Genomic DNA, 24,052 nt, shown 5'->3' with positions numbered 1-24,052 from the left:
AGGGCGGGCAGGCGGCGGCAACCCCATAAGGCATCCTTATCCATCCAGATTCAAACGGTCTTATCCAGAGCCGGAAACCTTCGCTACTCTCTCTTTCAACAACAGGGGAACCTCAATGTCCTTTTCCGATTACAGAACCGCCCTCGTGACGGGCGCATCCTCCGGGATCGGTGCTGCGGTCGTCGAGCGGCTTTGCCGCGAGGGCCTCGAGGTCCATGCCGTCGCCCGCAGCGCCGGGGCGCTCGACGCGCTTGCGAAGCGCACGGGCTGCATTGCCCACGCCATCGACGTCACCGACCGCGCCGCGCTCGCAAGGCTTTGCGGCGAGGTGGCGTTCGACATCCTTATCAACAATGCCGGCGTCGACCGGCCGAAGAAATTCCTGGAGGCGGAGGATGGCGACATCGACCTCCTCGTCGACGTCAACCTGCGCGCCGTCCTCCACCTCTGCCGGCTCGTCGTGCCCGGCATGGCGGCGCGCGACCGCGGCCATGTGATCAACATCACCTCGATCGCCGGCAACTACAATTTCGGCGGCAACTCCACCTACCACGCCACCAAGGCCGGCGTCGCCATGCTCTCCAACCAGCTGCGCATCGATACGTTCGGCAAGCGCGTGCGTGTGACGGAAGTCTGCCCCGGCCGGGTCGCGACCGACATCTTCAACCATGTCCACGGCGACGATCCGTCGATCCGCGAGCGCTTCATCGACGGTTTCGAGCTGCCGCAGGCCTCCGACATCGCCGATGCCATCGCGTTTGCCATCGCCGCGCCCGTCGCCGTCAATATCGGCCACATGGAAATCACCCCGACGCTCCAGGTGATGGGCGGGCTCCAGACGGCCCGCCCGCAGGAGCGGCAGCCGTGAAGGGCTTCGACCTCACTGCCATCCTCGGCAATCCCGAATATATGGCCATGCTGGTCCACGGCATCGAGATGACCTTCGTCATCGCGATCTGCTCCTGGCTGCTGGCGATGAGCCTTGCGGTGCTCTTGCTCGCCATCCGCTTCTCGCCGGGGCGCATCGGCAATCCGGTCGTGGCGGCCTATGTCTCCTATCACCGCAACGTGCCGACCCTCGTGCAGTTGATGCTCTGGTATTTCGGCATCTACACGATCCTGCCCATGGGCGTTTCCGACTGGCTCTCGGCCCATTCGGCGGAGATGATCTTCGCCGTCCTCGGCCTCGGCCTCTGCCAGGCGGCCTATTTCAGCGAGGACCTGCGCTCGGGCCTCCGCTCCGTCAATCCGGGCCAGCTCGAGGCGGCGCGGGCGCTCGGCCACGGCTATATCTCGGCCATGCGCTTCGTGCTGGTGCCGCAGGGCGTGCGCAATGCGCTGCCGGCGCTCGTCAACCATTCCGTCTCGCTGTTCAAGAATTCGAGCCTTGCCATCGTCATCGGCGCGCCGGAGCTCAGCCATGCGATCAAGGAGATCGAGAATCTCTCCTTCCGCACCTTCGAGATATATCTGGTCGGCACGGTGCTCTACCTCGTCTTCTCGCTGATGATCATGGGCGCCGGCGCCTGGCTCACCTGGCGCGCCGATCCGGTGAACGGAGCGGGCCGATGATCCACGACATGATCGACATCGTCCGCGAATACTGGCTGCTGCTGCTCATCGGGCAATATCCGAACGGCCCGCTCGGCGGCCTTGCCAACACGCTGATCCTGTCGGCGCTCAGCATCGCGATCGCCTTTCCCTTCGCCATCCTGCTCGCCTTCGCGCGCCTTTCGAAATACCGGGCGCTGCGCTGGCCGGTGACGGTGCTGGTCTATGTGACGCGCGGCGTGCCGCTCCTGATGCTCGTGCTGTGGAGCTATTTCCTCGTGCCGCTCCTGACGGGCGCCGACGTGCCGAGCTTCTTCACCATGCTCGCCACCCTCGTCGTCTACCAGGGGGCGTTCCTCAGCGAGATCATCCGCGCCGGCATCGTGGCGCTCGGGCAGGGGCAGATGGATGCGGCACGGGCGCTCGGCCACGGCTGGTTCGGCGCCATGCGCTACGTCATCCTGCCGCAGGCGCTCTACAACATGATCCCGAGCATGCTGTCGACCTTCGTCGCGACCATCAAGGACACGACGCTCGGCTATGTCATCAACGTGCCGGACCTCACCTTCGCGGCGAGCCAGGTCAACAACCAGCTCCTCACCCAGCCCTTCCAGGTCTTCCTCATCCTGGCGCTCACCTACTACGTGATCTGCTGGTCGCTGACCGCGCTCACCAATGTCGTCGAACGGCGCATCACCCGCCGCCGTGCCGGCCTCCTCGCCCCGAAGCGCCCGCTTCCGGTTTCCCTGACACGCAACGCCACGGAGCAGCCATGACCGCTTCAGCATCCGCCCCCGCGCAGGATCAGACGATCCGGCTTGCCGACGTCCGCAAGAGCTACGGCGAATTCGCCGTCCTCAAGGGCATCGACGCCACGGTCTCGCGCGGCGAGGTCGTCGTCATCTGCGGCCCGTCGGGCTCCGGCAAGTCCACCCTCATCCGCACCGTCAATCGGCTGGAGGAGATCAACAGCGGCTCGATCTTCTTCGAGGGCCAGGACGTCCACGCCGCGATGAGCGGCCGGGAGCTGAACCTCCTGCGCAGCCGCATCGGCTTCGTCTTCCAGAGCTTCAACCTCTTCCCGCACCTGTCGGCGGTGGAGAACGTCGCCATGTCGCCGATCCGGGTGAAGGGCGTTCCGGCCGCCGAGGCGCACGAGAAGGCGCTGAAGCTGCTCGACCGGGTCGGCCTTCGCGAAAAGGCCAATTCCTATCCCGCCCAGCTTTCCGGCGGCCAGCAGCAGCGCGTGGCGATCGCCCGCGCGCTCGCCATGGAGCCGCCCGTCATGCTCTTCGACGAGCCGACCAGCGCGCTCGACCCGGAAATGGTCGGCGAGGTGCTGAGCGTCATGAAGTCCCTGGCCGCCGAGGGCATGACCATGATGTGCGTCACGCACGAAATGGGCTTTGCCCGCGATGTGGCCGACCGCATCTGGTTCATCGACGGCGGCGAGATCATCGAAACGGCGACGCCCGAGGAATTCTTCACGAACCCGAGGCATCCCCGCGCGCAGCGCTTCCTGTCGGACCTGCGCCACTAATACCAAGCAACGAAGGAGAACAGCCAATGAAGTGCCATCATCTCATCCTCGCGGCGAGCGTCGCCACCGTCGCCCTTGCCGGGCCGGCATGGGCCGATCAGCTCGACGACATCATCGCCAACAAGACGCTGCGCTGCGCGACCTTCGCGGACGTGCCGCCGTTCGCCGCGCCCGATCCGCAGACGCGTGAAATGGTCGGCTTCGACGTCGACCTGTGCGGCGCCATCGCCAATGCCCTCGGCGTCAAGGCGGAGATCAAGCCGGTATCCGTCGAGGCCCGCGTGCCGGAGGTCAAGCTCGGCCGCGTCGACATCACCGTCGCCAACCTTGCCTATACGAAGAGCCGCGCCGAACAGATCCAGTTCAGCGATCCCTACTATCTCGCCAAGGAAATGCTGATCGTGCCGGCCGACGATCCCGGCAAGTCGAAGGCCGATTATGTCGGCCAGCGCATCGCCTCCACCAAGGGCTCGACCTCGGAAATGTCGATCAAGCTCAACAAGTCCGAGCCGCTGACCTTCCAGGATACGGCCTCGGCCTATCTCGCCGCCCAGCAGGGCAAGGCCCGCGGCATGGTCGCCAACACGATGACGACGACCAAGCTGGTCAACGAATCCAAGACCCGCGGCCGCGAGATGCGGATGATCCCCGAGCCCATGCTGTTCCAGCCGATCGGCGTCGGCATGGCGAAGGACCAGCCGAAGCTGACGGCCAAGATCAACGAGGTGCTGCGCCAGCTCGACGAAAGCGGCGAGCTCAACAAGATCTGGGACAAGTGGCTCGGCCCGAACACCGAATACAACATGAGCCGCACCGACAAGGTCGTGCCGCTGTCGGAACTGAAGTTCGACGAAATCCCCTGAGCCCCGGGGCCGGGCGGCCCCTTTCCGCAATGGACCGAACACAAGAGCGGCGGGCGGCATGTCCGCCGCAACGATCACCCGTGGGAAAAATCATGACGCATATCAAGAAAATGCCCGTCCGCCCCTCCGCCGCCGAGGTCGAGGCGCTTGCCAAATTCTCGCCGGCGACCATCCATGAGGCGCAGGGCCGCCGCGGTGCGCTCTCCTCGCGCATCAAGCCGGTCGACTACCGCATGAAGCTGTGCGGCCCGGCCTTCACGGTGCGCTGCGCACCGCGCGACAACATCATGCTGCAGCTTGCGATCAATTATGCCGAGCCCGGCGACATCATCGTCGTCTCGGCCGGCGAATACGAGGAGGCCGGCTCCTTCGGCGACGTGCTCGCCAATGCCTGCCTTGCCAAGGGCATCGGCGGCCTCGTGACCGACAGCGGCGTGCGCGACACGATGCAGCTGCGCGAACTCGGCTTTCCCGTCTTCTCGCTCAGCGTCTCGATCAAGGGCACCGTCAAGGAGACGCTGACCTCCACCAACGACCCGATCGTCATCGGCGGCGAACTCGTCCATCCCGGCGACATCATCGTCGGCGATGCCGACGGCCTCGTCGTCGTGCGGCGGGAGGAGGCGCTCGAGGTGGCCGCGCTCTCGCAGGCCCGCGAAGATGCCGAAGCCGGCTACATCGCCGCCTACAAGGAGGGCAAGTCGGTCGTCGAGGTCAGCAAGCTCGAAGCCGTGCTGAAGGCCAAGGGCCTGACTGTCGAGGCATAGGCCACGGCGCGAAGGGTGCCGATATCCGATCGCTTTCCAAGGGGAGAGGCGTGCATTTCTGTATGGCCGCGAGGGACCCGGCCGTGCCAGAATGGCGCCAGCCAATCAGAGAGTGAAAGGATATTCCATGACAGGGCAGAAGGTCGCATTGATCACCGCGGGCGGCAGCGGCATGGGCGCGGCGGCCGCACGGCGGCTGGCGGCGGACGGCTTCAGGATCGCGGTCCTCTCCTCCTCCGGCAAGGGCGAGGCTCTGGCGGCCGAGACCGGCGGCTTCGGCGTCACCGGCTCCAACCAGTCCAACGACGACCTGAAGCGGCTCGTCGACGGCGCGCTCGACCGCTGGGGCCGCATCGACGTGCTCGTCAACAGCGCCGGGCACGGCCCGCGCAAGCCGATCCTCGACCTGACGGACGAGGACTGGCACATGGGCATCGAAGTCTATTTCCTCAATGCCGTGCGCCCGACGCGTCTCGTGACGCCGGTCATGCAGAAGCAGAAGTCCGGCGTCGTCATCAACATCTCGACCGCCTGGGCCTTCGAGCCGAGCTCGATGTTCCCGACCTCGGCCGTCGCGCGTGCGGGGCTTGCCGCCTTCACGAAGATCTTCGCGGATACCTATGCGGCCGACAATATCCGCATGAACAACGTGCTGCCGGGCTGGATCGACAGCCTGCCGGCGACGGAGGAACGGCGCGATGGCGTGCCGATGAAGCGCTACGGCACGAGCGAGGAGATCGCCGCGACCGTCTCGTTTCTCGCGTCCGACGGTGCCGCCTACATCACGGGGCAGAACATCCGCGTCGACGGCGGGATAACCCGCGCGATCTGACGGCGGACGACGAAGGAAAGCGGTGGCCTCCTACGGGCGGGCCGCCGTTTTCCGTTCCGGGGCCTTGCCCGGGAGATGGCGGGCGAGGATCTGCGGGATCATGCCGCCCGCCAGAAGCGTCTCCACCTCCTGCTCGGTCTCCACGGCCGCCCGGCCGGTCATGGCTATGGTCTCGCCGGAGGCGCGGTGCAGGATGAGCGGCACGTCGCAGCGGGGACGGATATCCGTGGCGTCGATCTCGATGCGGTCCTGCGCCGAGAGGGCCTGTCTCAGGCGCGGATCGAGGACGACGGGCAGGATGCCCATGCCGATGAGATTGGTGCGGTGGATCCGCTCGAAACTCGCGGCGATGACGGCCCGCACGCCGAGCAGCGCCACGCCCTTGGCGGCCCAGTCGCGCGACGAGCCGGTGCCGTAGCGCTCGCCGGCGAGGATCACGACCGACCGGCCTTCCGCACGATAGCGCTCGGCGACCTCCCAGAGCGGGGCCTCTTGAAGCGTCGGGGCGTGAACCGTCGTGGAGGCCGGGCGCCCGCCGCACAGGAGATTGGCCGCCGTGCGGTTGTCGAAGAGGCCGTGCACCATGGCCCGCCAGTTGCCGCGGCGGGCGGCGAAGACGTTGAGGTCGTTCGCCGGGTCGCCGGCGGCAACGAGATGGCGGCCGGCATGGCTTTCCGCCGCGATCTGGCCGGCCGGGGAAATATGGTCGGTGGTCATGTCGTCGCCGAGCACGAGCAGGGGATGGGCGGTATAGCGCCCCAGGCGGCTCGGCAGGCCGGCCACGGCGAAGGGCGGGCGCCGGAGATAGGTCGAGGCCTCGTCCCATGGGAATGTCGGCGCGGAGGGTGCGGAAAGGGCGTGCCAGGCCGCGTTCCCTGCAGCCTCGCGGAAGGCGCTCTTGAAATCCGCAGGGTCGGAATATTGCCGCAGCATGGCGTCGATCTCTTCACCCGCTGGCATCAGGTCGCATAGGCGCACGACCTTTCCCTCCGCCGTTCGCGCGACCTCGGTATCCATCGGGTCAGGCACGAATTTCCCGAGAAGGGAGAGCGCGACGACATGCGGCGGCGAGGTCAGGAAGCCGAACTGGAGGCTCGGATGCACCCGGCCGGGAAAGTTGCGGTTGCCGGAGAGCAGCGCGGCCGCGACCGTGCCTTCCGCAATCGCCGCGGCCATGTCGGGCTGGAGGGGCCCCGAATTTCCGATGCAGGTGGTGCAGCCGTTCCCGACGATGCCGAAGCCGACCGCCTCCAGGTCCGCAAGCAATCCGCTCCGTTCCAGAAAGAGCGCGGCCGACGGCGAGCCGGGGGCAAGCGATGTCTTCACCCAGAAGGGCGGCCGCAGGCCGAGTTTTACCGCCTTGCGTGCGACGAGGCCGGCCGCGGCCAGAAGCCGGCGGTCGGAGGTGTTGGTGCAGCTCGTGACGGCGGCAATGGCGATCGCCCCGTGAGGGATCGCCGCGCCGTTCTCCCCGAACGCATGGCCGCAGGCCTCTTGAAGCGCCCGTGCGGCCGCGCGCAGCGGCAGCTTGTCCTGCGGCCGGCGCGGACCGGCCATCAGCGGATCGACGGCGGAAAGATCGAGATCGACGATGCGGCTGTAGCGCGGCGCTGCGGCCGGATCGAACCAGAGGCCGATCCGCCGGGCCGCCGTCTCGACGAACCGGCAATGGCTTTCCGGCCGGCCCGTCTGACGAAGATAGGCGATCGTCTGCGCATCGATGGGGAAATAGCCGGTCGAGGCGCCGTATTCCGGCGCCATGTTGGCGACGACCGCCCGGTCGCCGCCCGTCAGCGTCGAAACGCCGTCGCCGAAGAATTCGACGAATTCCCCGGATATGCCGTGGTGGCGCAGGAGATGGGTGACCTCCAGCGCAAGGTCGGTCGAAAGGACGCCCGGCGCAAGCCGGCCCGTCAGGCGCACGCCGACGACGTCGGGAATGCGCAGCGTGACCGGAAAGCCGAAGAACACGCTTTCGGCTTCCAGGCCGCCGACACCCCAGGCAAGGACGCCGATGCCGTTGATCATCGGCGTATGGCTGTCGGTGCCGATCAGCGTGTCGGGAACGGCCCATCTCTCGCCGTCGCGCTCCTCGATGGTGATGACGGTCGCGAGCTGTTCGAGGTTGATCGTGTGCATGATGCCGGTGCCCGGCGGATGGACCTTCACGCCCGGCAGCGCCGTCGTCGCCCATTTCATCAGGCGGTAGCGCTCGCTGTTGCGGTCCATCTCGCGGCGCATGTTGTAGCTGCGGGCGTCCGATCCGCCATAGCGGTCGACCGCCACGCTATGGTCGACCGAGACGTCGACGGGAAGGACCGGGCTGAGGCCGGACGGATCGCCCCCCGCCTCGGCAATCGCGTCGCGCATGGCGGCGATGTCGACGAGGGCGGGCACGCAGGTCGTGTCGTGCATCAGCACGCGGGAGGGGTGGAAGGCGATCTCCGCCTCGCTCGTGCCGCTATCGAGCCATGCGCGCAGGGCGGCCGCGGTCGCCTCCAGCCGGGCCGGGTCCCTGCGCGAAACGTTTTCGAGGAGGATGCGCAGCACCCAGGGAAGGCGCCGGTAGTCGGCCCCGAAGTCCGCTTCGAGATCGACCGCGTTCAATGCTCCGTCTTCCGTCGGGATGCGCAAGGCCATGTCGGTCGCTCCATATTGCTTTTTTAAATCTAAAAATCCACATTTATACGGAAGTCAATCCATTTCGACCCGGTAATTGGCTTTTTTGCTGGATCGATATGCAAAAATGGCGGAGGGAAGGTTTCCTTCGCCCGCCGCGTGAAATATCGTCGCGCGCCGACCAGCCTCACGATCCGGGATGAACCGACATGCGTTCCAGCCAACTGGCACAGACCATCGCCAATGAAATCACGTTGCTCGTGACCTCCGGGGAGCTCGGCGTCGGCGAGCACCTGAAGACGCAGCAGCTCGCCGACCGCTTCGGCGTCTCGCGCTCTCCCGTGCGCGAGGCGATGGACATGCTGGCCGGGCAGGGGCTTCTGGAGCAGAAGGAGAACCGCGGCTTCTTCGTCAAGGAAGCGCCGGGCGCCATCGTCGAGCGGGTGCGCGAGGATGCCGAGCCCTTCGAGGTCGCCAACGACTACCAGCGCCTTGCCGAGGACTGGCTGACCGACCGCATTCCGGCGGAGGTGACCGAGCAGACGCTGCGCGAGCGCTACGGGCTGACCAAGTCGCAGGTCAACGACGTGCTCATGCGCGCCTCGCGCGAAGGCTGGGCCGAGCGCAAGCAGGGCTACGGCTGGCGCTTCCTGCCGGTTGCCAAGACGCCGCAGGCCTTCGAGCAGATCTATCGTTTCCGCATGCTGATCGAGCCCGCCGCGATGCTGGAGCCGGAATTCGCGCTCGACCGCAAGATCATCGAGGAGCAGCGCCGCACGCAGTTGCGGATGTTGGACACGGATATCGAGCGCCTGCCGGCCGAACGCCTCCTGCACAATGGCGCGCTCTTCCACGAGGAGCTCATCAAGATGTCGAACAACCCGTTTTTCCACATCTCCCTCGTCCGGGTGAACCGCATGCGGCGCCTTCTGGAATACCGCTCCCGCGTCGACCGCAGCCGCACCGTCCGGCAATGCCAGGAACATCTCGAAATCCTTGATCTTCTTGAACGCGGCGAGGTCGTCGAGGCCTCCTATGCGATGCGCCGCCACCTCGGCGGAGCGCTCTCCAAGAAGTCGCCCGTGACCTGGTCCTGGTCGCACCAGGCGCATGAAAAAGACGGTCTCGAAAAATAGTGATTGCATTTTCAGATTTAAAAAGCCAATAATCCGCCTGTGACGCAGAGCGGCGACATCGCTTGCCGCCTCATGGGAGATTATCTGATGAAAATATTCGTGACGCCGTGTGACGGGATCGGCCCGGAGATCACCGCGGCAACCATGGAGGTTCTGAAAGCCGCGGATGCGGCCTTCGGTCTGGGCCTCGAATACCATTTCGAGGACACCGGCTTCACGAGCCTTGCAAAGTTCGGCACGACGCTGCGCGACGAGACGATCGAGCGGGCCCGCACCTTCGACGGCATCATCCTCGGGCCGCAGTCCCACATGGATTACCCCGCCCGCGACAAGGGCGGCGTGAACGTCTCCGCCGGCTTCCGCGTGAAGCTCGACCTCTACGCGAACGTCCGTCCGGCGCGCTCGCGCCCGTTCCTCAACGATGCCAAGACGATGGACCTCGTCATCATGCGCGAGGCGACGGAAGGCTTCTATCCCGACCGCAACATGTATGCCGGCACGGGCGAATTCATGCCGACGCCGGACGTCGCGCTCTCCGTGCGCAAGATCACGGCATCGGCCTGCGAACGCATCGCGCGGCAGGCCTTCCTGCTCGCCATGAAGCGCGGCAGGAAGGTGACGGCGGTCCACAAGGCCAACAATTTCATCCTGACGGACGGCCTGTTCCTGCAGGAAGTGCGCAAGGTCGCCGCCGAATTCCCCGACGTCACGCTCAACGAATTCATCATCGATGCGATGGCCGCCCATCTGGTGCGCGACCCGTCCCGCTTCGACGTGATCGTGGCGACGAACTTCTACTCCGACATCCTGTCGGACCTTGCCAGCGAGCTTTCCGGCAGTCTCGGCCTTGCCGGCTCGATCAACGCCAATGCCGAGACCGGCCTCGTCTGCGCCCAGGCGCAGCACGGTTCTGCGCCGGACATCGAGAACCGCAACATCGCCAACCCGACGTCGCTGATCCTGTCGGCGGCGATGATGTTGAGCTGGCTCGGCGAGCAGCGTGGCTTGCCGCAGTTCGAGGCGGCCGGGGCGGAGATCGAGCGGGCGGTGGACGAGGTTCTGGCCAACCCCGCCACGCGCACGCGCGACCTCGGCGGCACCACCAATACGGATGCGTTCGGCTCGCTCGTCGCGAAGGCCGTGCGCAGCGGCGACGGCGCACGCGAGCGCGCCAGCGCCTGATGAATGGTTTGTACTTTGGAACAATAAAAGCCAAAGTACAGGCATGGAGGCGCGAGGGCAGGAGTGGCCCTCGCGGAACCGCCCGGAGGAGCTTTGGAGCCGGGCACATTTTGGGAGATGAGAAGATGAACAAGCATGTTTCCGGCCGCTCGATGGCCTTTGCGGTCACCACCGCGATCATGACGACCTTCGCGGCTCAGGCCTTCGCACAGGAGGCTCCCGCCGGCTATCCGGACGGCTATGCCGACCTGATCGCGGCGGCCAAGAAGGAGGGCACCGTTTCCATCTATACCTCGACGGACGCCGCGCAGTCGCAGAGGCTGCAGGATGCCTTCACCAAGAAATACGGCGTTTCCATCGCCTACAACGACCTCGGCACGAACGGCGCCTATAACCAGGTGATCTCGGAAGCCGCCGCCGGCCAGACCACGGCCGACGTCGTCTGGAGCTCGGCCATGGACCTGCAGATGACGCTGGTCCAGGACGGCTATGCGAGCGAATACGCCTCGCCCGAAATCGCCAACCTGCCGGCCTGGGCGAACTACAAGGACACGCTCTATGCCACGACCGTCGAGCCGATCGGCGTGATCTACAACACCAAGGCGCTGTCCGAGGACAAGCTTCCGAAGACCTATGCCGACATGATCGCCTTCCTGAAGGACAACAAGGCCGAGCTTCAGGGCAAGGTCGCGACCTTCGACCCGGAAAAGAGCGGCTCGGGCTTCCTGCATCACTCGAACGACGCCCGCAACCGTTCCGACTTCTGGGATCTGGCGAAGGCCATGGGCGATGACGGCGCGAAGATCTATTCCAGCTCCGGCGGCATGAAGGAAACGGTGGTCTCGGGCGAGAACGTCATTGCCATCAACATCATCGGCTCCTATGCGCTCGACTGGGTGAAGGAAAGCCCGAACCTCGGCGTCCACTTCGCCACCGACTACACGCCGGCCTTCTCGCGCCTCGCGCTGATCACCAAGGACGCGCCGCACCCCAACGCCGCCAAGCTCTTCGTCGACTTCATGCTGTCGAAGGAAGGCCAGTCGCTTCTCGCCGAAGGCGGCCTGCCGTCCGTGCGCGAGGACGTGACCGCCGGTCTCAACGTCAAGACGCTGAACGAGCGCGTCGGCGGCGGCCTGAAGCCGATCGCGGTCGATGAGGGCGTTCTGGAATACATGGACCAGATGAAGCGCGTCCAGTTCCTCAACGATTGGAAAGCCGCCCTCGGCCGCTGATGTCCAGCCGGTCGCGGCGTCCCCGCGGCGCCGCGATCCCGCCACCGTTTGCGAGAGGCAAGAATGTCTACCCACACCCAAGCACCGGCTGCCATTGCGCTCAGCAAGGCGGCGGCCGAAAAGAAGTATCCGGCGAAGATGCCGCGGCACGGCAATGCCGGCGCCTACCGGCGCATCGTCATCGGCCTGCTCGCGCTCGCCGTGCTCGCCCCCGTCGGCCTCATCGTCTACCAGAGCTTCCTGACGGCAGCGTTCTTCAGCCCCCGCGCAAAGTTCGGCTTCGATGCGTACCAGTACGTCTTCACCGACAAGAACTTCTACCGCGCGCTCGGCACGACGGCGATCTTCTCCTTCGGCATGGTGGCCATTTCGGTGCCGCTCGGCGGCCTGCTCGCCTTCCTGATCACGCGCACGGACATCAAGGGCAAGCGCCTGCTCGAAATCCTCGTGCTGGTGCCGATGTTCATCTCCTCCATCGTGCTCGCCTTCGGCTACACGGTCTCGGTCGGCCCGACGGGTTTCGTCTCGCTCTTCATCCGCGGCCTCGTCGGCTTCGTGCCGTGGAACATCTACAGCCTGCCCGGCATGATCCTGATCGCCGGCCTCAGCCATGTGCCGCACGTCTATCTCTACGTCTCGGCGGCCATGCGCAACCTGCCGTCGGATCTCGAGGAAGCCGCGCGCACCACCGGCGCCTCCATCTGGCAGGTCTCGCGCGACGTGACGCTGCCCATGGTGCTGCCGGCGCTCATCTTCGCCGCCGCCCTCAACATCCTGCTCGGCTTCGAGACCTTCGGCATTCCGCTGGTGCTCGGCGATCCGAACGGCATCATGGTGCTCACCACCTATATCTACAAGCTCACCACGCTGTTCGGCACGCCGACCTACCAGCTCATGGCCGTCGTCGCCGTGGTGCTCATCCTCATCACGCTGCCGCTCGTCTGGATGCAGCGCAAGCTGCTGCGCAACGCCCGCAAATACGCCGCGATGGGCGGCAAGGGGGCGCGCGTGGCGACGCTGAAGCTCGGCACGAGCGGCCAGGTCATCGCGCTTTCCATCATCGGCTTCTGGCTCTTCGTCTCGGTCGCCCTGCCCATCGGCGGCATCGCGGTCCGGGCGTTCGTCGATGCCTGGGGCGAGGGCGTCAATCTTCTCGACCAGCTCACCTTCACGAATTTCGACCGGATGCTCGAAGTGCCGAGTCTGGTGCGCGGCATCGTCAACACCGTGCTCCTGTCCGTCGTCGGCGGGGCCGCGGCGGTTGCCATCTACCTGATGGTCGGCCTTGCCGGGCACCGCAACTGGGGCCTGTCGAACACGGTGCTGGACTATATCGTCCTCCTGCCGCGAGCCCTTCCGGGCCTCGTCGTCGGCCTTGCCTTCTTCTGGGTGTTCCTCTTCGTGCCGTTGCTCACGCCGCTGCGCCCGACGCTGGTCAGCCTCTTCGTCGCCTATCTCGTCGTCGGCCTTTCCTACGGTCTCCGGCTTCTCCAGGGCACGCTCATCCAGGTGGCGCCGGAACTGGAGGAATCCGCCCGCACCACGGGCGCCACCATCGGGCGCACCTGGAAGGACGTGGTGATCCCGATCATCCGGCCCGGCCTTGCCGGCGCCTGGGCGCTGATCATGATCATCTTCCTGCGCGAATACGCCACGGGCGTCTACCTCATGGGCGCGGGCACGGAAGTCATCGGCTCGCTTATGGTCTCGCTGCTGCAGACCGGCGCCATGAACACGATTGCCGCCCTTTCCCTCATCAGCATCGTCTTGACGGGCGCAGGCCTCGCACTCGCCCTCCGTTTGGGAGCAAAAATCCATGACTGAACTCGTCGTCAGCAATGTCCAGAAGTGGCTGGGCGGTCTTCAGATACTGAAAGGGGCGTCCTTCACCGCGGAGCGCGGTTCCATCGTCGCCCTGCTCGGCGCCTCGGGCAGCGGCAAGACCACGCTGCTGCGCTGCGTCGCCGGCCTCGAACAGCCGGAAATCGGCGAGATCGTCATCGGCGGCAAGACGGTGCTCGACGGCGCGAAGAAGATCGCGCTGCCGCCCGAGCAGCGCAATATCGGCCTCGTCTTCCAGTCCTACGCGCTCTGGCCGCACCGGACGGTGAAGGAGAATGTCGGCTACGGCCTCAAGCTGCGCGGCGTCACGGCCGCCGACATCGAAAAGCGCGTGCAGGCGATCCTGGAGCGCATGGGCCTCGGCCACCTTGCAGACCGCTTCCCCTCGCAGCTTTCCGGCGGCCAGCAGCAGCGCGTCGCGATCTGCCGCGCGCTCGTCTACGAGCCGCGCGTCCTCCTCCTCGACGAGCCGCTGTCCAACCTCGACGCGAAGCTGCGCGAGGAGGCGCGCTACTGGATCCGCAAGCTGATCCTCGACCTCGAAATCTGCGCCATCCTCGTGACGCACGACCAGAGCGAGGCGCTCGCCGCCGCCGACAACATCCTTCTCCTGCAGGACGGCCGGATCGTCCAGCAGGGCGGGCCGCAGGAGATCTACTCCAACCCGAACAGCTTCTATTCGGCCGATTTCCTCGGGGCGAACAACATCGTCAGGGCGAAGGTCAGGTCCGTCGATGGCAGCCGCACCGTCATCGGCGGCGACAACTGGAGCCTCGACGGCACGGTGCGCGAGGCCGCTGGCCTTGCCGCCTCCGAGGATGCGCGGGCGGTGATCCGCGTCGAGCAGATCAGCGTCAGCGATCGGCCGGAAGCCGGCGGGCTGGAGATGACCCTCGACGACAGCATCTATCTCGGCGACCGCTGGGAATATCGCCTCAGCCGCGGCGATTTCGTCGCCAGGGCCCATGGCGCCCGGCAGCTTTCGACCGGCACGGTCTGGGCGCGCATTCCTTCGGAAAGCGTCTGGGTGTTCTCGGCAGGCCAGCACTAGAGCCGCCGCCGGCGGCCGCCGCTCCTCCCGGCGGTCGCCCCTTTCAAGGGTACTGACATGTCGAAACAGCCCCGGATAACCCTCATCCATGCGACGCCGATCGCCATGGAGCCGATCAGGCTGGCCTTTGCGGATGCCTGGCCGGATGCGGATGTCGTCAACCTGCTCGAAGACAGCCTTTCGCCCGACCGGGCGAAGAGCGCCGACATCACCGAGGCGCTGGCCGCCCGGATCGCGGCGCTCGCGCACTACGGCAAGCAGATCGGCAGCGATGCCGTGCTCTTCACCTGCTCGGCCTTCGGTCGGGCGATCGAGGCGGCGGCGGCGACCCTCGACATCCCGGTTCTGAAGCCGAACGAGGCGATGTTCGAGGCGGCGATCCGCAAGGGCGGGCGGACGGCGATGCTCTACACCTTCCCGCCGGCACGCGAGGGGATGGAGGCGGAATTCCGGGAGGAGGCGGCGCGGATCGACCCGGCCGCGGTCATCGAGAGCGTCCTTGTCGCGGGCGCCATCGATGCGGTGCGCGCCGGCGACGCCGAAACGCACAACCGGCTTGTCGCCGAAGCCGCCGCCCGGCTCGGGGGCTTCGACAGCATCGCCCTTGCCCATTTCTCCACCGCGCGCGCGGTGCCGGCCGTCAGGGCGGTGACGGACATCCCCGTCCTGTCGAGCCCGGGCGCGGCCATCGACAAGCTGAAGCGCCTTCTCGGCGCGGCCTGACCTTCTTTCGGGAGTGACCATTCAATGCTGCTAGGCGTCATTGCGGACGACTTCACCGGGGCGAGCGACATCGCCAACACGCTCGCCAAGGGGCTCACCGGCGGGGACGGTCTTCGCACCGTGCAATATCTCGGCATTCCGAAGGTGGAGGCCGATCCGGCCGTCGAGGCCGGCGTTATCGCGCTGAAGAGCCGGTCCATCGCTGCGGCACTTGCCGTCGAGCAATCGCTTGCCGCGCTTCGCTGGCTGCTGGACCAGGGCTGCCGGCAGGTCGTCTTCAAATATTGCTCGACCTTTGATTCCACGCCGGCCGGCAATATCGGCCCGGTCGCCGAAGCGCTGGCGGAGGCGCTCGGCGTCAGGGGCGTGATTGCCTGCCCGGCCTTTCCGGGTGCCGGCCGGACGGTCTACCAGGGCCATCTTTTCGTGAAGGACCGGCTCCTCGATGAATCCGGCCTTGAGAACCATCCGCTGAACCCGATGACGGATGCGGATATCCGCCGCTGGCTGCGCCTCCAGACGCAAACCGAGGTCGGCCATGTCGATATGGCGACCGTCCAGCGCGGCCCCGTCGCAATCGAGGCGGCCCTGCGGGAGAACGGCGCTAAGGGCCGCACGCTCGTCATCGTCGATGCGATCACGGACGGGGACCTTACCGCCATCGGCCGTGCGGCGGCCGGGCATCCTCTCGTCACCGGCGGCTCGAGCATCGCGATCGGCCTTGCCGCGAACTTCATCGAGAGCGGCCTTGCGGGCGGCACGGGCGCGAATGCCGCCGGCCTCGACGGGCCGGAGGCCATTCTTGCCGGAAGCTGCTCCGGCGCGACGCGGCAACAGGTCGAGATCCATCGCCGGGATCATCCGACGCTCGCCATCGACGTTGCCGGCGTCGTCGCGGGAACGGTGCGCGCCACGGACGTGGCGTCCTTCCTTCTCACAAACGGGGGCAGGGCGCCGCTTGCCTATTCCTCGGGAACGCCGGAGGAGGTGGAGGCCCTGCAGGTGCGGTTCGGGCGCGAGCGCGTCGCCGCGTCGCTCGATGCCCTCTTTGCCGAGACGGCCTGCATGCTGGTTGCGGCCGGTATCCGGCGGCTGGTCGTTGCCGGCGGGGAAACCTCCGGCGCGGTGGTCTCGGCGCTCGATCTCGGCGCGCTCGCCATCGGGGCGGAGATCGATCCGGGCGTGCCGGTGCTCCTCTCCGGCGGGGAAAGGCCCGTGGCGCTTGCGCTGAAGTCCGGCAATTTCGGCGCCCCCGATTTCTTCGCCAAGGCGCTGGAAAGGCTGGCTGGACGATGAGCGCGGAAAACAAGCTGCGCGAGGAGATCGCCCGCCTGTCGAAATCGCTGTTCGACCGCGGCTTCTCGGTCGGCTCGGCCGGCAATATCAGCGCCGCAGTCGAGGACGGGATCCTGATGACGCCGACGAATTCGTGCCTCGGCTTTCTCGACCCGGCCCGCATCTCCAAGCTCGACCGCGCCGGCAACCATGTGTCGGGCGACAAGCCCTCCAAGGAAGTCTTCCTGCACCGGGCCTTCTACGAGACGCGGCCGCAGGCGGGCGCGGTGGTCCATCTGCATTCGACCTTCGCGACGGCGCTGTCGTGCCTTGCCGATACCGATCCGGACGACTGCGTCCCGCCGCTGACGCCCTATGTCGTCATGCGCGTCGGCAAGGTGAAGCTGCTGCCTTACGTCAAGCCGGGCGACGAGCGGATGGGTGACATGATCCGGGCGCTCGGCGGCCGCCATGCCGCCGTGTTGCTTGCCAATCACGGCCCGGTCGTCAGCGGCTGGGACATCGCCTCGGCGGTCTATGCCGCCGAGGAACTGGAGGAGACCGCAAAGCTGCTGGTCCTGCTGCGCGATGCGCCGAAGCGCCTGCTGACGGCGGAGAACGTCGCCGAACTGAACGCCGTCTTCGGCGGCTATTGATCGAAGGAGAGACCCATGCGGACGGCGAGGCTGGACGGCAGGCACGGGAAGCGCAATTCCTTTTCCGCGCATATCGGCTATCTCTTCCGGGAACTGCCCTTTGCCGAGCGTTTCGCCGCGGCCGCCGCCGCCGGGTTCGATGCCGTCGAGCATCCTCACGACGATACCCTCGACCCGGTGGTGCTCGCCGGCCTGCTGGCGGCGCACGGCCTGCGCCTTGCGCAGATGCCCTTCGCATTCGCAGACGCGGCAAAAGGCGAGAAGGGGCTTGCCGCCCTTCCCGGCAGGCAGGAAGAGTTCCGGGCGGCGTTCGACAGGGCGCTCGATTTCGCCGTCGCGGCCGGCGTGCCCTACCTGCATCCGATGGCCGGCATTCCGCGCCCGGAGGATGCGCGCGAGGCCGAGGGCGTCTATCTCGCCAACCTGCATCATGCCGTCGAACGGACGGCCGGGACGCCGGTGAAGATCCTCATCGAGGCCATCAGCGCGGCGGCCGTTCCCGGCTACGCGCTTTCCACGCTGGAAGCGGCCTGCCGGGTGCAGGATGTCTTCGGCCCCGGCAACGTTTCCCTGCTGCTCGACACGTTCCATGCGGCTGCATCCGGCGTCGACCCGGCCGCCTGGATCGCAGCAAACGGCTACCGGCTGGGGCATGTCCATATCGCCGATCATCCCGGACGCCACGAGCCGGGCACCGGCGCCATCGATTTCACGGCCGTCCTCGCCGCGCTCGACGCGCAGGGTTTCGATGGCGCCATCGGCTTCGAATTCGTTCCCTCGTCCGCCGCCACCGCGGGAAGCCTCGGCTTCCTGCAGGCCTGGTGTGCGCAGCAGGACTACACCAGGAGAAGAGCATGATCGTTTCCATCAATCCGGCCGACGGCCGGGAGCTTGCACGCCATGCGCTGCACGACGATGCCCATGTCGACCGCGCGCTCGGCGCGGCGAAGGCGGCGCAGGCCGCCTGGAGGAAGGTGCCGGTCGCCGGGCGCTGCAGTCTGCTGACCGCGATGGCCCGCGTGCTGCGCGCCGGCAAGGCCCGCTATGCGGCAATGATCACCCGCGAGATGGGAAAGCCGATCGCCGAGGCGGAGGCCGAGATCGAGAAATGCGCCTATAACTGCGACTTCTACGCCGAAAACGCCGCAAAATTCCTGGCGGACGAGCCCGTCGCCTCCAATGCCAGCGAGAGCCTTGTGGTCTTCGATCCGCTCGGCGTCGTGCTGGCGATCATGCCGTGGAACTATCCGTTCTGGCAGTTCTTCCGCTTTGCCGCGCCGGCGCTCGCCGCGGGCAACGGCGCGATCCTGAAGCATGCCAACAACGTTCCGCAATGCGCGCTCGCCATCGAGGAGGTCATGAAGGAGGCGGGCTGCCCCGAGGGCCTTTTCGCCGCGCTCCTGATCGAGCCGTCGAAGGTCGCCGGCATCATCGCCGACGAGCGCATCGCCGCCGTCACGCTGACCGGGTCGACGGAGGTCGGCGCCATCGTGGCCGCGCAGGCGGGCAAGGCGCTGAAGAAACAGGTGCTCGAACTCGGCGGTTCCGATCCCTTCATCGTGCTGGCCGATGCCGACCTCGAGGCGGCGGCGAAGGTCGCGGTCAAGGCCCGCTACGTCAATGTCGGCCAGTCCTGCGTCAACGCCAAGCGCTTCATCGTCGAGGAGGCCGTCGCCGACCGCTTCGTCGACCTCTTCCTCGAAGGCGTGGCGGCGCTGAAGATCGGCGATCCGATGGAGCGCGACACCGATATCGGCCCGATGGCCCGCGAGAACCTGATGACCGGCCTGCACGGGCAGGTCGAGCGCACGCTTGCGGCAGGCGCCACGCTGAAGGCCGGCGGAAAGCCGCTCGGCGGCGCCGGCTTCTACTATCCGCCGACCGTGCTCGACAACGTGACGCCGGACATGGCCGCCTTCTGCGAGGAGACCTTCGGCCCGGTCGCCGCGATCATCCGCGTGAAGGACGCTGCGGAGGCGGTGACGCTTGCCAACCAGACGGAATTCGGCCTCGGCGCGGCGCTCTGGACGCGGGATACCGGCCGCGCCCACGGGCTTGCGCGCCAGATCGAGGCGGGCGCCGTCTTCATCAACGGCATGGTCGCCTCCGATCCGCGCTATCCCTTCGGCGGCATCAAGCGCTCGGGCTACGGCCGCGAGCTCGGCGTCTACGGCATCCGCGAATTCGTGAACATCAAGACGGTATGGGTCGGCCCGGCCCGCTGAGGCCCGCCCGGAAAGCGAGGAAAGACCATGACAGCGCAGCCCGCCATCCTCCGCCCGGGGGAACTGACGACGAACGACCGCGGCAACGGCGCCCGCACCACGCCGCTCGTCACCCGCAAATGCGGCTCCACCAGCATGATCAACGGCATCACCGCCTTCGATCCGGGCGCCGCCATCGGCCTCCACAAGCACAATTGCGAAGAGAGCGTGATGGTCATCGAGGGCGAGGCCATCGCCGAGATCGACGGGGTGCAGCACCGTCTCGGCACGAACGACACAACGTGGATCCCGGCGAACGTGCCGCACCGCTTCATCAACCCCACCGACAGGCCGATGCGCATCTTCTGGGTCTATGCCTCCATCGATGCGACGCGCACCATGATCGCCACCGGCGAGGAGCGCTCCATCGATGCCGAGCATGAGGGGGCGTCGAAGGGCGCGCATCCGTGAGGCGGATGACGACGGCCCGGTCGGCGGGGCGGTTCGCGCTGACGCTCGCCATCGCCGCTGCGGGCGGCTTGCTGATGTGGCTGGTGCACATGCCGCTCGCCTGGCTGCTCGGCGCGATGCTGGCGACGGCGCTCTGCACCTTCCTGCATGTTCCCGTGTCGCTTCCCCGGCATGCCCGCCCGCCGATGACGGCGGTGATCGGCGCCATGCTCGGAACGTCCTTCTCGCCGCAGGTCTTCAGCCATGCCGGGGCCTGGATCGTCTCGCTCCTCGGCCTCGTCGTCTTCATCGCGCTCACCGGCTGGCTGGCTTTCACCTATTTCCGGCGCATCGCCGGGCTCGATCCGGTGACCGCCTATTTCTCCGCCATGCCCGGCGGCCTCGTCGAGATGATCACGCTCGGCTCGGAAAAAGGCGGCGACGAGCGCATGATCGCGCTCATCCATGCCGCGCGGATCTTCCTCGTGGTCCTGACGCTTCCTTTCCTGATCGAGACCTTCACCGGCCTCGACATCGACCGCTCCGGCGTTGTTTCGGCAGGCACAGCCGCGGTTTCGATGGACGATGCCGCCTGGTTCCTCGGAGCCGTGGCCGGCGGCGCCGTGCTCGGGGTGCTCCTCAGGCTGCCGGCCCGCTTCCTCCTGGGGCCGATGCTGGTCAGCGCCGCGCTTCATCTTGCCGGCGTGACGGATTTCGAGCTCCCGGCGGCGGCCCTTGCCGTCGCGCAGGTGGTGATCGGCGCGACGATCGGCTGCCGCTTTGCCGGCGCCTCGCCGCGCATGGTGCTGCGGGCCATGGTGCTTTCAGCGGGCGCGACGGTCCTCATGCTGCTGTCGACGCTCCTGTTCTCCTCGCTCCTGTCGCTGGCCGGCGGCGACAGGTTCATTGCCTATGTGCTCGCCTATTCGCCCGGCGGCGTCGCCGAGATGAGCCTCATCGCGCTCTTCCTCGATGTGGAAGTGCCTTTCGTTGTGGTGCATCATCTCGTGCGCGTGCTTACCGTGGTCGCCGGCGCGGCCGCGGTCTTCCGGCTGATGCGGGTGCGGGAGACCTGAGCCGAAGCCGAGGATTGAACTTTGCCGGCCGGCGTCGTATATTCTGCCTGTAAAAAGAGGCATTGGATATGGCAAGTCGGGCATCCGCCGGAGCATTGAAGATCGAAGCGCAGAACGGACCGCTGATCCTTTCCTATATGGATCGCTCGGGCCGGATCGCGGTGAACGCGCTCGCCGACGGGTTCGGCATGTCCAAGACCCAGCTTGCCGAGACGGCAGGGCTGGCGCGCGAAACGCTCTACCGGGCCGAGCGCAGCCGCACGGCGAAGACGCAGGGCCGCCTGCGCGAGATGCTGGAGATCATCAGCCGCGTCACCGACTGGGCGGGCGGCAAGGAGCAGGCCATGGCCTGGTACCGGGCCCAGCCGCTTCCCGCATTCGGCGGGCGCACCGCAGAGGCGCTGGTGAAGGAAGGCAAGGCCGCCGCCGTCCGCGACTATCTCGACCACATGGCGCTCGGCGGTTTTGCTTGAGGTTCGCCGGAACCTGCTATCGGGCGCACGATCCGCGCTGGTCCTTCAAGCCGGTCTCCGGTGACGGAGCGGCGATCCGCGGCGCCCGTTTCAACCCGAAATCCGTTCCCGCGCTCTATCTCGCCCTCAGCATCATGACGGCGGTGAAGGAGGCCAACCAGGGCTTTGCGCACCGTATCGACCCCTGCGTGCTCTGCGCCTACGAGATCGATTGCGAGGACATCGCCGACCTGACGACGCGGGAGGGCAGGCAGGCCCATTCCGTCGCGTTCGACGACATGGCCTGTGCCTGGGCCCTGGCGCTTGCGGAGGGGGAACGGCCCGCCTCCTGGTCCATATACGACCGGCTGCGCGCGGGAGGGATTGCCGGCATCCTCGTTCCGAGCTTTGCGCCCGGCGCGGAAAGCGACGACCGCAATCTCGTGCTCTGGGACTGGGGGCCGGAGCCGCCCCACAAGGTGACCGTCATCGACCCGAGCGGGCGGCTGCCGAAGGACCAGTTGTCCTGGCGATAGGGTTTGCCGGGGCGCGGGAGCACCCCGGCACGCGTGTCTCAGAACTCGTCCCAGCCGGCTTGCGCGGCCGGGGCCGCGGCGCCGCCGCCAAAGGCGGTGGCGAGCTTGCCCATCATGCGCCTTGCCGGCGAGGCGACGCTGGGCGAGGCCGCATGTGCCGCCCTGACGGGCGGCGCGGCGGAAGCTGCTCCGACCTGGAACCGGCCGACGAGCTGGCGCAGCCTGTCGGCATCCGCCGCAAGAGAGGTGCTGGCGGCCGTCGACTGCTCGACCATCGCGGCGTTCTGCTGCGTCGTCTGGTCCATCTGGTTCACGGCGGCGTTGACTTCGGCAAGGCCGACCGACTGCTCGCGCGCCGAGGTGGCGATGGCGTCGAGCTGGGTGTTGATGTCGTTGACGTGCTGGCCGATGACCTTCAGCGCCTCTCCGGTCTCGGTCACGAGGCGCACGCCCCCCTCGACCTCGCCGGCCGAATTGCGGATCAGCTCCTTGATCTCCTTTGCCGCCTGCGCCGAGCGCTGGGCGAGCTCGCGCACTTCCTGGGCGACGACGGCAAAGCCCTTGCCGGCTTCCCCGGCGCGCGCCGCTTCCACGCCGGCGTTCAGCGCCAGGAGGTTCGTCTGGAAGGCAATCTCGTCGATCACGCCGATGATGTTGGAGATCTGGCTGGAGGAGGCCTCGATGCGCTGCATGGCCGCGATGGCGTCGGAAACGACCTTCGAAGAGTGATCGGCCGAGCCGTTGGCTTCCAGCGCCCTGCTGCGGGCTTCCTCCGCGCGCTTGGTGGACTGGGAGACGTTCGCGGTGATCTCGTCCAGCGCGGCGGCGGTCTCTTCGAGCGCCGCGGCCTGCTGCTCCGTGCGGCGCGACAGGTCGTTGGCGGCCTGGCTCAGTTCGCGCGAGCCGCTGTCGATGGAGCCCGTCGCCTGCGAGACCGCCTGCAGGGTGCTGCGAAGCTGGCCGATGGCGGCATTGAAATCCTGGCGCAGGCTTTCGAATTCCGGCGAGAAGGACTGCGTCAGCTCGAAGCCGAGGTCGCCGCCCGCCATGCGCTTCAGGCCTTCGGCAAGCCCGCCGGTCGCCTGTGCCATGGCGGCGGCGCGGGTGCGCTCGACCTCCTGGTTGCGCTCGCGCTCGGCGTCCGCCGCCGTGCGCTCGGCCTCGGTGGAGGCTTCGAGGGCGCGGGTGCGCAGGCCGTTGTCCTTGAAGACCTGCACGGCGCGCGCCATGCCGCCGATCTCGTCGCGGCGCTCCGTCCCTGCGACGGTGGTGTCGAGGTCGCCGCCGGCGAGCGTCGCCATGGTTGCGGAAAGGCCGTTCAGCGGCCGGGCGATCCAGGCACGGACGGCAAGGAAGCCGGCGACGAGGATGACGGCAAGGCCGATCACCACGGCGAGCACGGTCGTCACGATCGTGCTGCGCGCGGTTTCCTGCAGGGCGGCCTGGTGGGCTTCGGCCGCTTCGGTGATCTTGCCGATCTCGTCCGTGATGTCGGCGATCACCGCGGTGAAGGCCGGCATGCAGGTGGCGGCGAAATCGGCTTGCGTGCGGGCGATGTTCGCCTCGTCGAGCGCGGTCTTGGCGTCTGCGATCAGCGCGCCGCAATTGTTGTTGAGCGCGCTGAGGGCGGCGGCCTTGATGGCCCCGATCCGCGCATTGGACGGCGCGGCGGCGATGGCGGTATCCATCTGGCTGCCGAAGAAACCCTCGCTCAGCTTCATGTCGGCGGATGCCGCGTCCTTGGCCTCCTGCGTGCGCGCGATCAGGATGTCGGCGATCGCGGAGCGGATGGAAACGAGGCTGCGGCTGGCGCGGGCCAGCATCAGGGTCGCCTCGGAATCCTCATCCAGCAGCGTCGAATAGGACGTGTTGATGAAGGAGATGCGGGACGTGCTGAAGCCGGCCACGCCGGCCACGAAGAGGCCGAAGACACAGAGGATGACGAGGAATTTGCCGATAACCGGGATGTTGCGCATGGAAGAGGCCTGTTGTGGTGGGTGGCCCATGAAACATGGATATGGTTAGATTTCGCTTAATTATATCTCCCGAAACGGAACGGATATTC

23 protein-coding genes are annotated in these 24,052 nt (G+C 67.0%); 21 read left to right on the top strand and 2 right to left on the bottom strand.

The features are described 5' to 3' along the window. Positions 1-115: 115 nt before the first annotated feature. From HNQ66_RS07470 to HNQ66_RS07440, 7 genes are all read left to right on the top strand, one after another. Positions 116-868, top strand: coding sequence for an SDR family oxidoreductase (locus HNQ66_RS07470; RefSeq protein ID WP_184142462.1), 753 nt, complete (start codon positions 116-118; stop codon positions 866-868). Continuing rightward, positions 865-1,572 carry an ABC transporter permease subunit gene (locus HNQ66_RS07465; RefSeq protein WP_184142459.1) on the top strand — a complete coding sequence of 236 codons (708 nt, stop codon included), beginning with the start codon at positions 865-867 and terminating at the stop codon, positions 1,570-1,572. Before HNQ66_RS07470 ends, HNQ66_RS07465 begins: the two co-directional genes overlap by 4 nt. Continuing rightward, positions 1,569-2,327 carry an amino acid ABC transporter permease gene (locus tag HNQ66_RS07460; RefSeq protein ID WP_184142456.1) on the top strand — a complete coding sequence of 253 codons (759 nt, stop codon included), beginning with the start codon at positions 1,569-1,571 and terminating at the stop codon, positions 2,325-2,327. The genes HNQ66_RS07465 and HNQ66_RS07460 overlap by 4 nt, the downstream gene beginning before the upstream one ends. Then, positions 2,324-3,091 carry an amino acid ABC transporter ATP-binding protein gene (locus tag HNQ66_RS07455; protein WP_184142453.1) on the top strand — a complete coding sequence of 256 codons (768 nt, stop codon included), beginning with the start codon at positions 2,324-2,326 and terminating at the stop codon, positions 3,089-3,091. The genes HNQ66_RS07460 and HNQ66_RS07455 overlap by 4 nt, the downstream gene beginning before the upstream one ends. Before the next feature lie 26 nt (positions 3,092-3,117). Further along, on the top strand, positions 3,118-3,954 hold the full coding sequence (locus tag HNQ66_RS07450) for an ABC transporter substrate-binding protein (RefSeq protein WP_184142450.1): 837 nt from the start codon (positions 3,118-3,120) through the stop codon (positions 3,952-3,954). A gap of 92 nt (positions 3,955-4,046) precedes the next feature. Beyond that, complete coding sequence (locus HNQ66_RS07445; RefSeq protein ID WP_184142447.1) at positions 4,047-4,721, top strand: 4-carboxy-4-hydroxy-2-oxoadipate aldolase/oxaloacetate decarboxylase; 675 nt, start codon at positions 4,047-4,049, stop codon at positions 4,719-4,721. A gap of 127 nt (positions 4,722-4,848) precedes the next feature. Beyond that, on the top strand, positions 4,849-5,553 hold the full coding sequence (locus HNQ66_RS07440) for an SDR family oxidoreductase (RefSeq protein ID WP_184142443.1): 705 nt from the start codon (positions 4,849-4,851) through the stop codon (positions 5,551-5,553). Between the two features lie 30 nt (positions 5,554-5,583). Here HNQ66_RS07440 and acnA read toward each other — a convergent pair whose 3' ends face one another. Further along, complete coding sequence (gene acnA / locus HNQ66_RS07435; protein ID WP_184142440.1) at positions 5,584-8,193, bottom strand: aconitate hydratase AcnA; 2,610 nt, start codon at positions 8,191-8,193, stop codon at positions 5,584-5,586. Positions 8,194-8,381: 188 nt separating this feature from the next. On the opposite strand from acnA, the gene HNQ66_RS07430 reads away from it, so the two are divergent. The 14 genes from HNQ66_RS07430 (at position 8,382) to HNQ66_RS07365 (ending at position 21,987) form a co-directional block, all read left to right on the top strand. Further along, positions 8,382-9,308 (top strand): GntR family transcriptional regulator, encoded by a 927-nt coding sequence (locus tag HNQ66_RS07430; protein ID WP_184142437.1) that lies wholly within the window; start codon positions 8,382-8,384, stop codon positions 9,306-9,308. Positions 9,309-9,395: 87 nt separating this feature from the next. Then, positions 9,396-10,490, top strand: coding sequence for an isocitrate/isopropylmalate dehydrogenase family protein (locus tag HNQ66_RS07425; protein ID WP_184142434.1), 1,095 nt, complete (start codon positions 9,396-9,398; stop codon positions 10,488-10,490). 125 nt (positions 10,491-10,615) lie between these two features. Next, complete coding sequence (locus tag HNQ66_RS07420; RefSeq protein WP_184142430.1) at positions 10,616-11,722, top strand: ABC transporter substrate-binding protein; 1,107 nt, start codon at positions 10,616-10,618, stop codon at positions 11,720-11,722. A 63-nt stretch (positions 11,723-11,785) separates the two neighbouring features. Further along, positions 11,786-13,546 (top strand): ABC transporter permease, encoded by a 1,761-nt coding sequence (locus tag HNQ66_RS07415; protein ID WP_184142426.1) that lies wholly within the window; start codon positions 11,786-11,788, stop codon positions 13,544-13,546. Further along, positions 13,539-14,615 carry an ABC transporter ATP-binding protein gene (locus tag HNQ66_RS07410; protein WP_184142423.1) on the top strand — a complete coding sequence of 359 codons (1,077 nt, stop codon included), beginning with the start codon at positions 13,539-13,541 and terminating at the stop codon, positions 14,613-14,615. Before HNQ66_RS07415 ends, HNQ66_RS07410 begins: the two co-directional genes overlap by 8 nt. Before the next feature lie 57 nt (positions 14,616-14,672). After that, positions 14,673-15,338 (top strand): aspartate/glutamate racemase family protein, encoded by a 666-nt coding sequence (locus HNQ66_RS07405; protein ID WP_184142421.1) that lies wholly within the window; start codon positions 14,673-14,675, stop codon positions 15,336-15,338. Between the two features lie 24 nt (positions 15,339-15,362). Beyond that, on the top strand, positions 15,363-16,634 hold the full coding sequence (otnK, locus tag HNQ66_RS07400; protein WP_184142419.1) for a 3-oxo-tetronate kinase: 1,272 nt from the start codon (positions 15,363-15,365) through the stop codon (positions 16,632-16,634). Continuing rightward, positions 16,631-17,269 carry a 3-oxo-tetronate 4-phosphate decarboxylase gene (gene otnC / locus HNQ66_RS07395; RefSeq protein WP_184142417.1) on the top strand — a complete coding sequence of 213 codons (639 nt, stop codon included), beginning with the start codon at positions 16,631-16,633 and terminating at the stop codon, positions 17,267-17,269. The genes otnK and otnC overlap by 4 nt, the downstream gene beginning before the upstream one ends. A 15-nt stretch (positions 17,270-17,284) precedes the next feature. Next, positions 17,285-18,127: a TIM barrel protein gene (locus HNQ66_RS07390; protein WP_184142415.1), complete on the top strand. Its 843-nt coding sequence runs from the start codon at positions 17,285-17,287 to the stop codon at positions 18,125-18,127. Continuing rightward, on the top strand, positions 18,124-19,494 hold the full coding sequence (locus HNQ66_RS07385; protein WP_184142413.1) for an NAD-dependent succinate-semialdehyde dehydrogenase: 1,371 nt from the start codon (positions 18,124-18,126) through the stop codon (positions 19,492-19,494). The genes HNQ66_RS07390 and HNQ66_RS07385 overlap by 4 nt, the downstream gene beginning before the upstream one ends. Positions 19,495-19,521: 27 nt before the next feature. Then, positions 19,522-19,944 (top strand): cupin domain-containing protein, encoded by a 423-nt coding sequence (locus HNQ66_RS07380; protein ID WP_184142411.1) that lies wholly within the window; start codon positions 19,522-19,524, stop codon positions 19,942-19,944. Between the two features lie 5 nt (positions 19,945-19,949). Then, positions 19,950-20,999: an AbrB family transcriptional regulator gene (locus tag HNQ66_RS07375; RefSeq protein WP_184142409.1), complete on the top strand. Its 1,050-nt coding sequence runs from the start codon at positions 19,950-19,952 to the stop codon at positions 20,997-20,999. Positions 21,000-21,067: 68 nt separating this feature from the next. Continuing rightward, positions 21,068-21,472, top strand: a complete 405-nt coding sequence (locus HNQ66_RS07370; RefSeq protein WP_246434230.1) for an MbcA/ParS/Xre antitoxin family protein — start codon at positions 21,068-21,070, stop codon at positions 21,470-21,472. Beyond that, complete coding sequence (locus tag HNQ66_RS07365; protein WP_184142407.1) at positions 21,469-21,987, top strand: RES family NAD+ phosphorylase; 519 nt, start codon at positions 21,469-21,471, stop codon at positions 21,985-21,987. Before HNQ66_RS07370 ends, HNQ66_RS07365 begins: the two co-directional genes overlap by 4 nt. Positions 21,988-22,025: 38 nt before the next feature. Here HNQ66_RS07365 and HNQ66_RS07360 read toward each other — a convergent pair whose 3' ends face one another. Beyond that, positions 22,026-23,963: a methyl-accepting chemotaxis protein gene (locus HNQ66_RS07360; RefSeq protein ID WP_184142405.1), complete on the bottom strand. Its 1,938-nt coding sequence runs from the start codon at positions 23,961-23,963 to the stop codon at positions 22,026-22,028. Positions 23,964-24,052 lie beyond the last annotated feature (89 nt).

It is taken from the genome of Shinella fusca (assembly GCF_014203155.1).
In the GTDB taxonomy this organism is placed as follows: Bacteria; Pseudomonadota; Alphaproteobacteria; order Rhizobiales; family Rhizobiaceae; genus Shinella; species Shinella fusca.
Note: the sequence above shows the minus strand (reverse complement) of the source record. Positions and strands in the feature narration are given on the sequence as shown.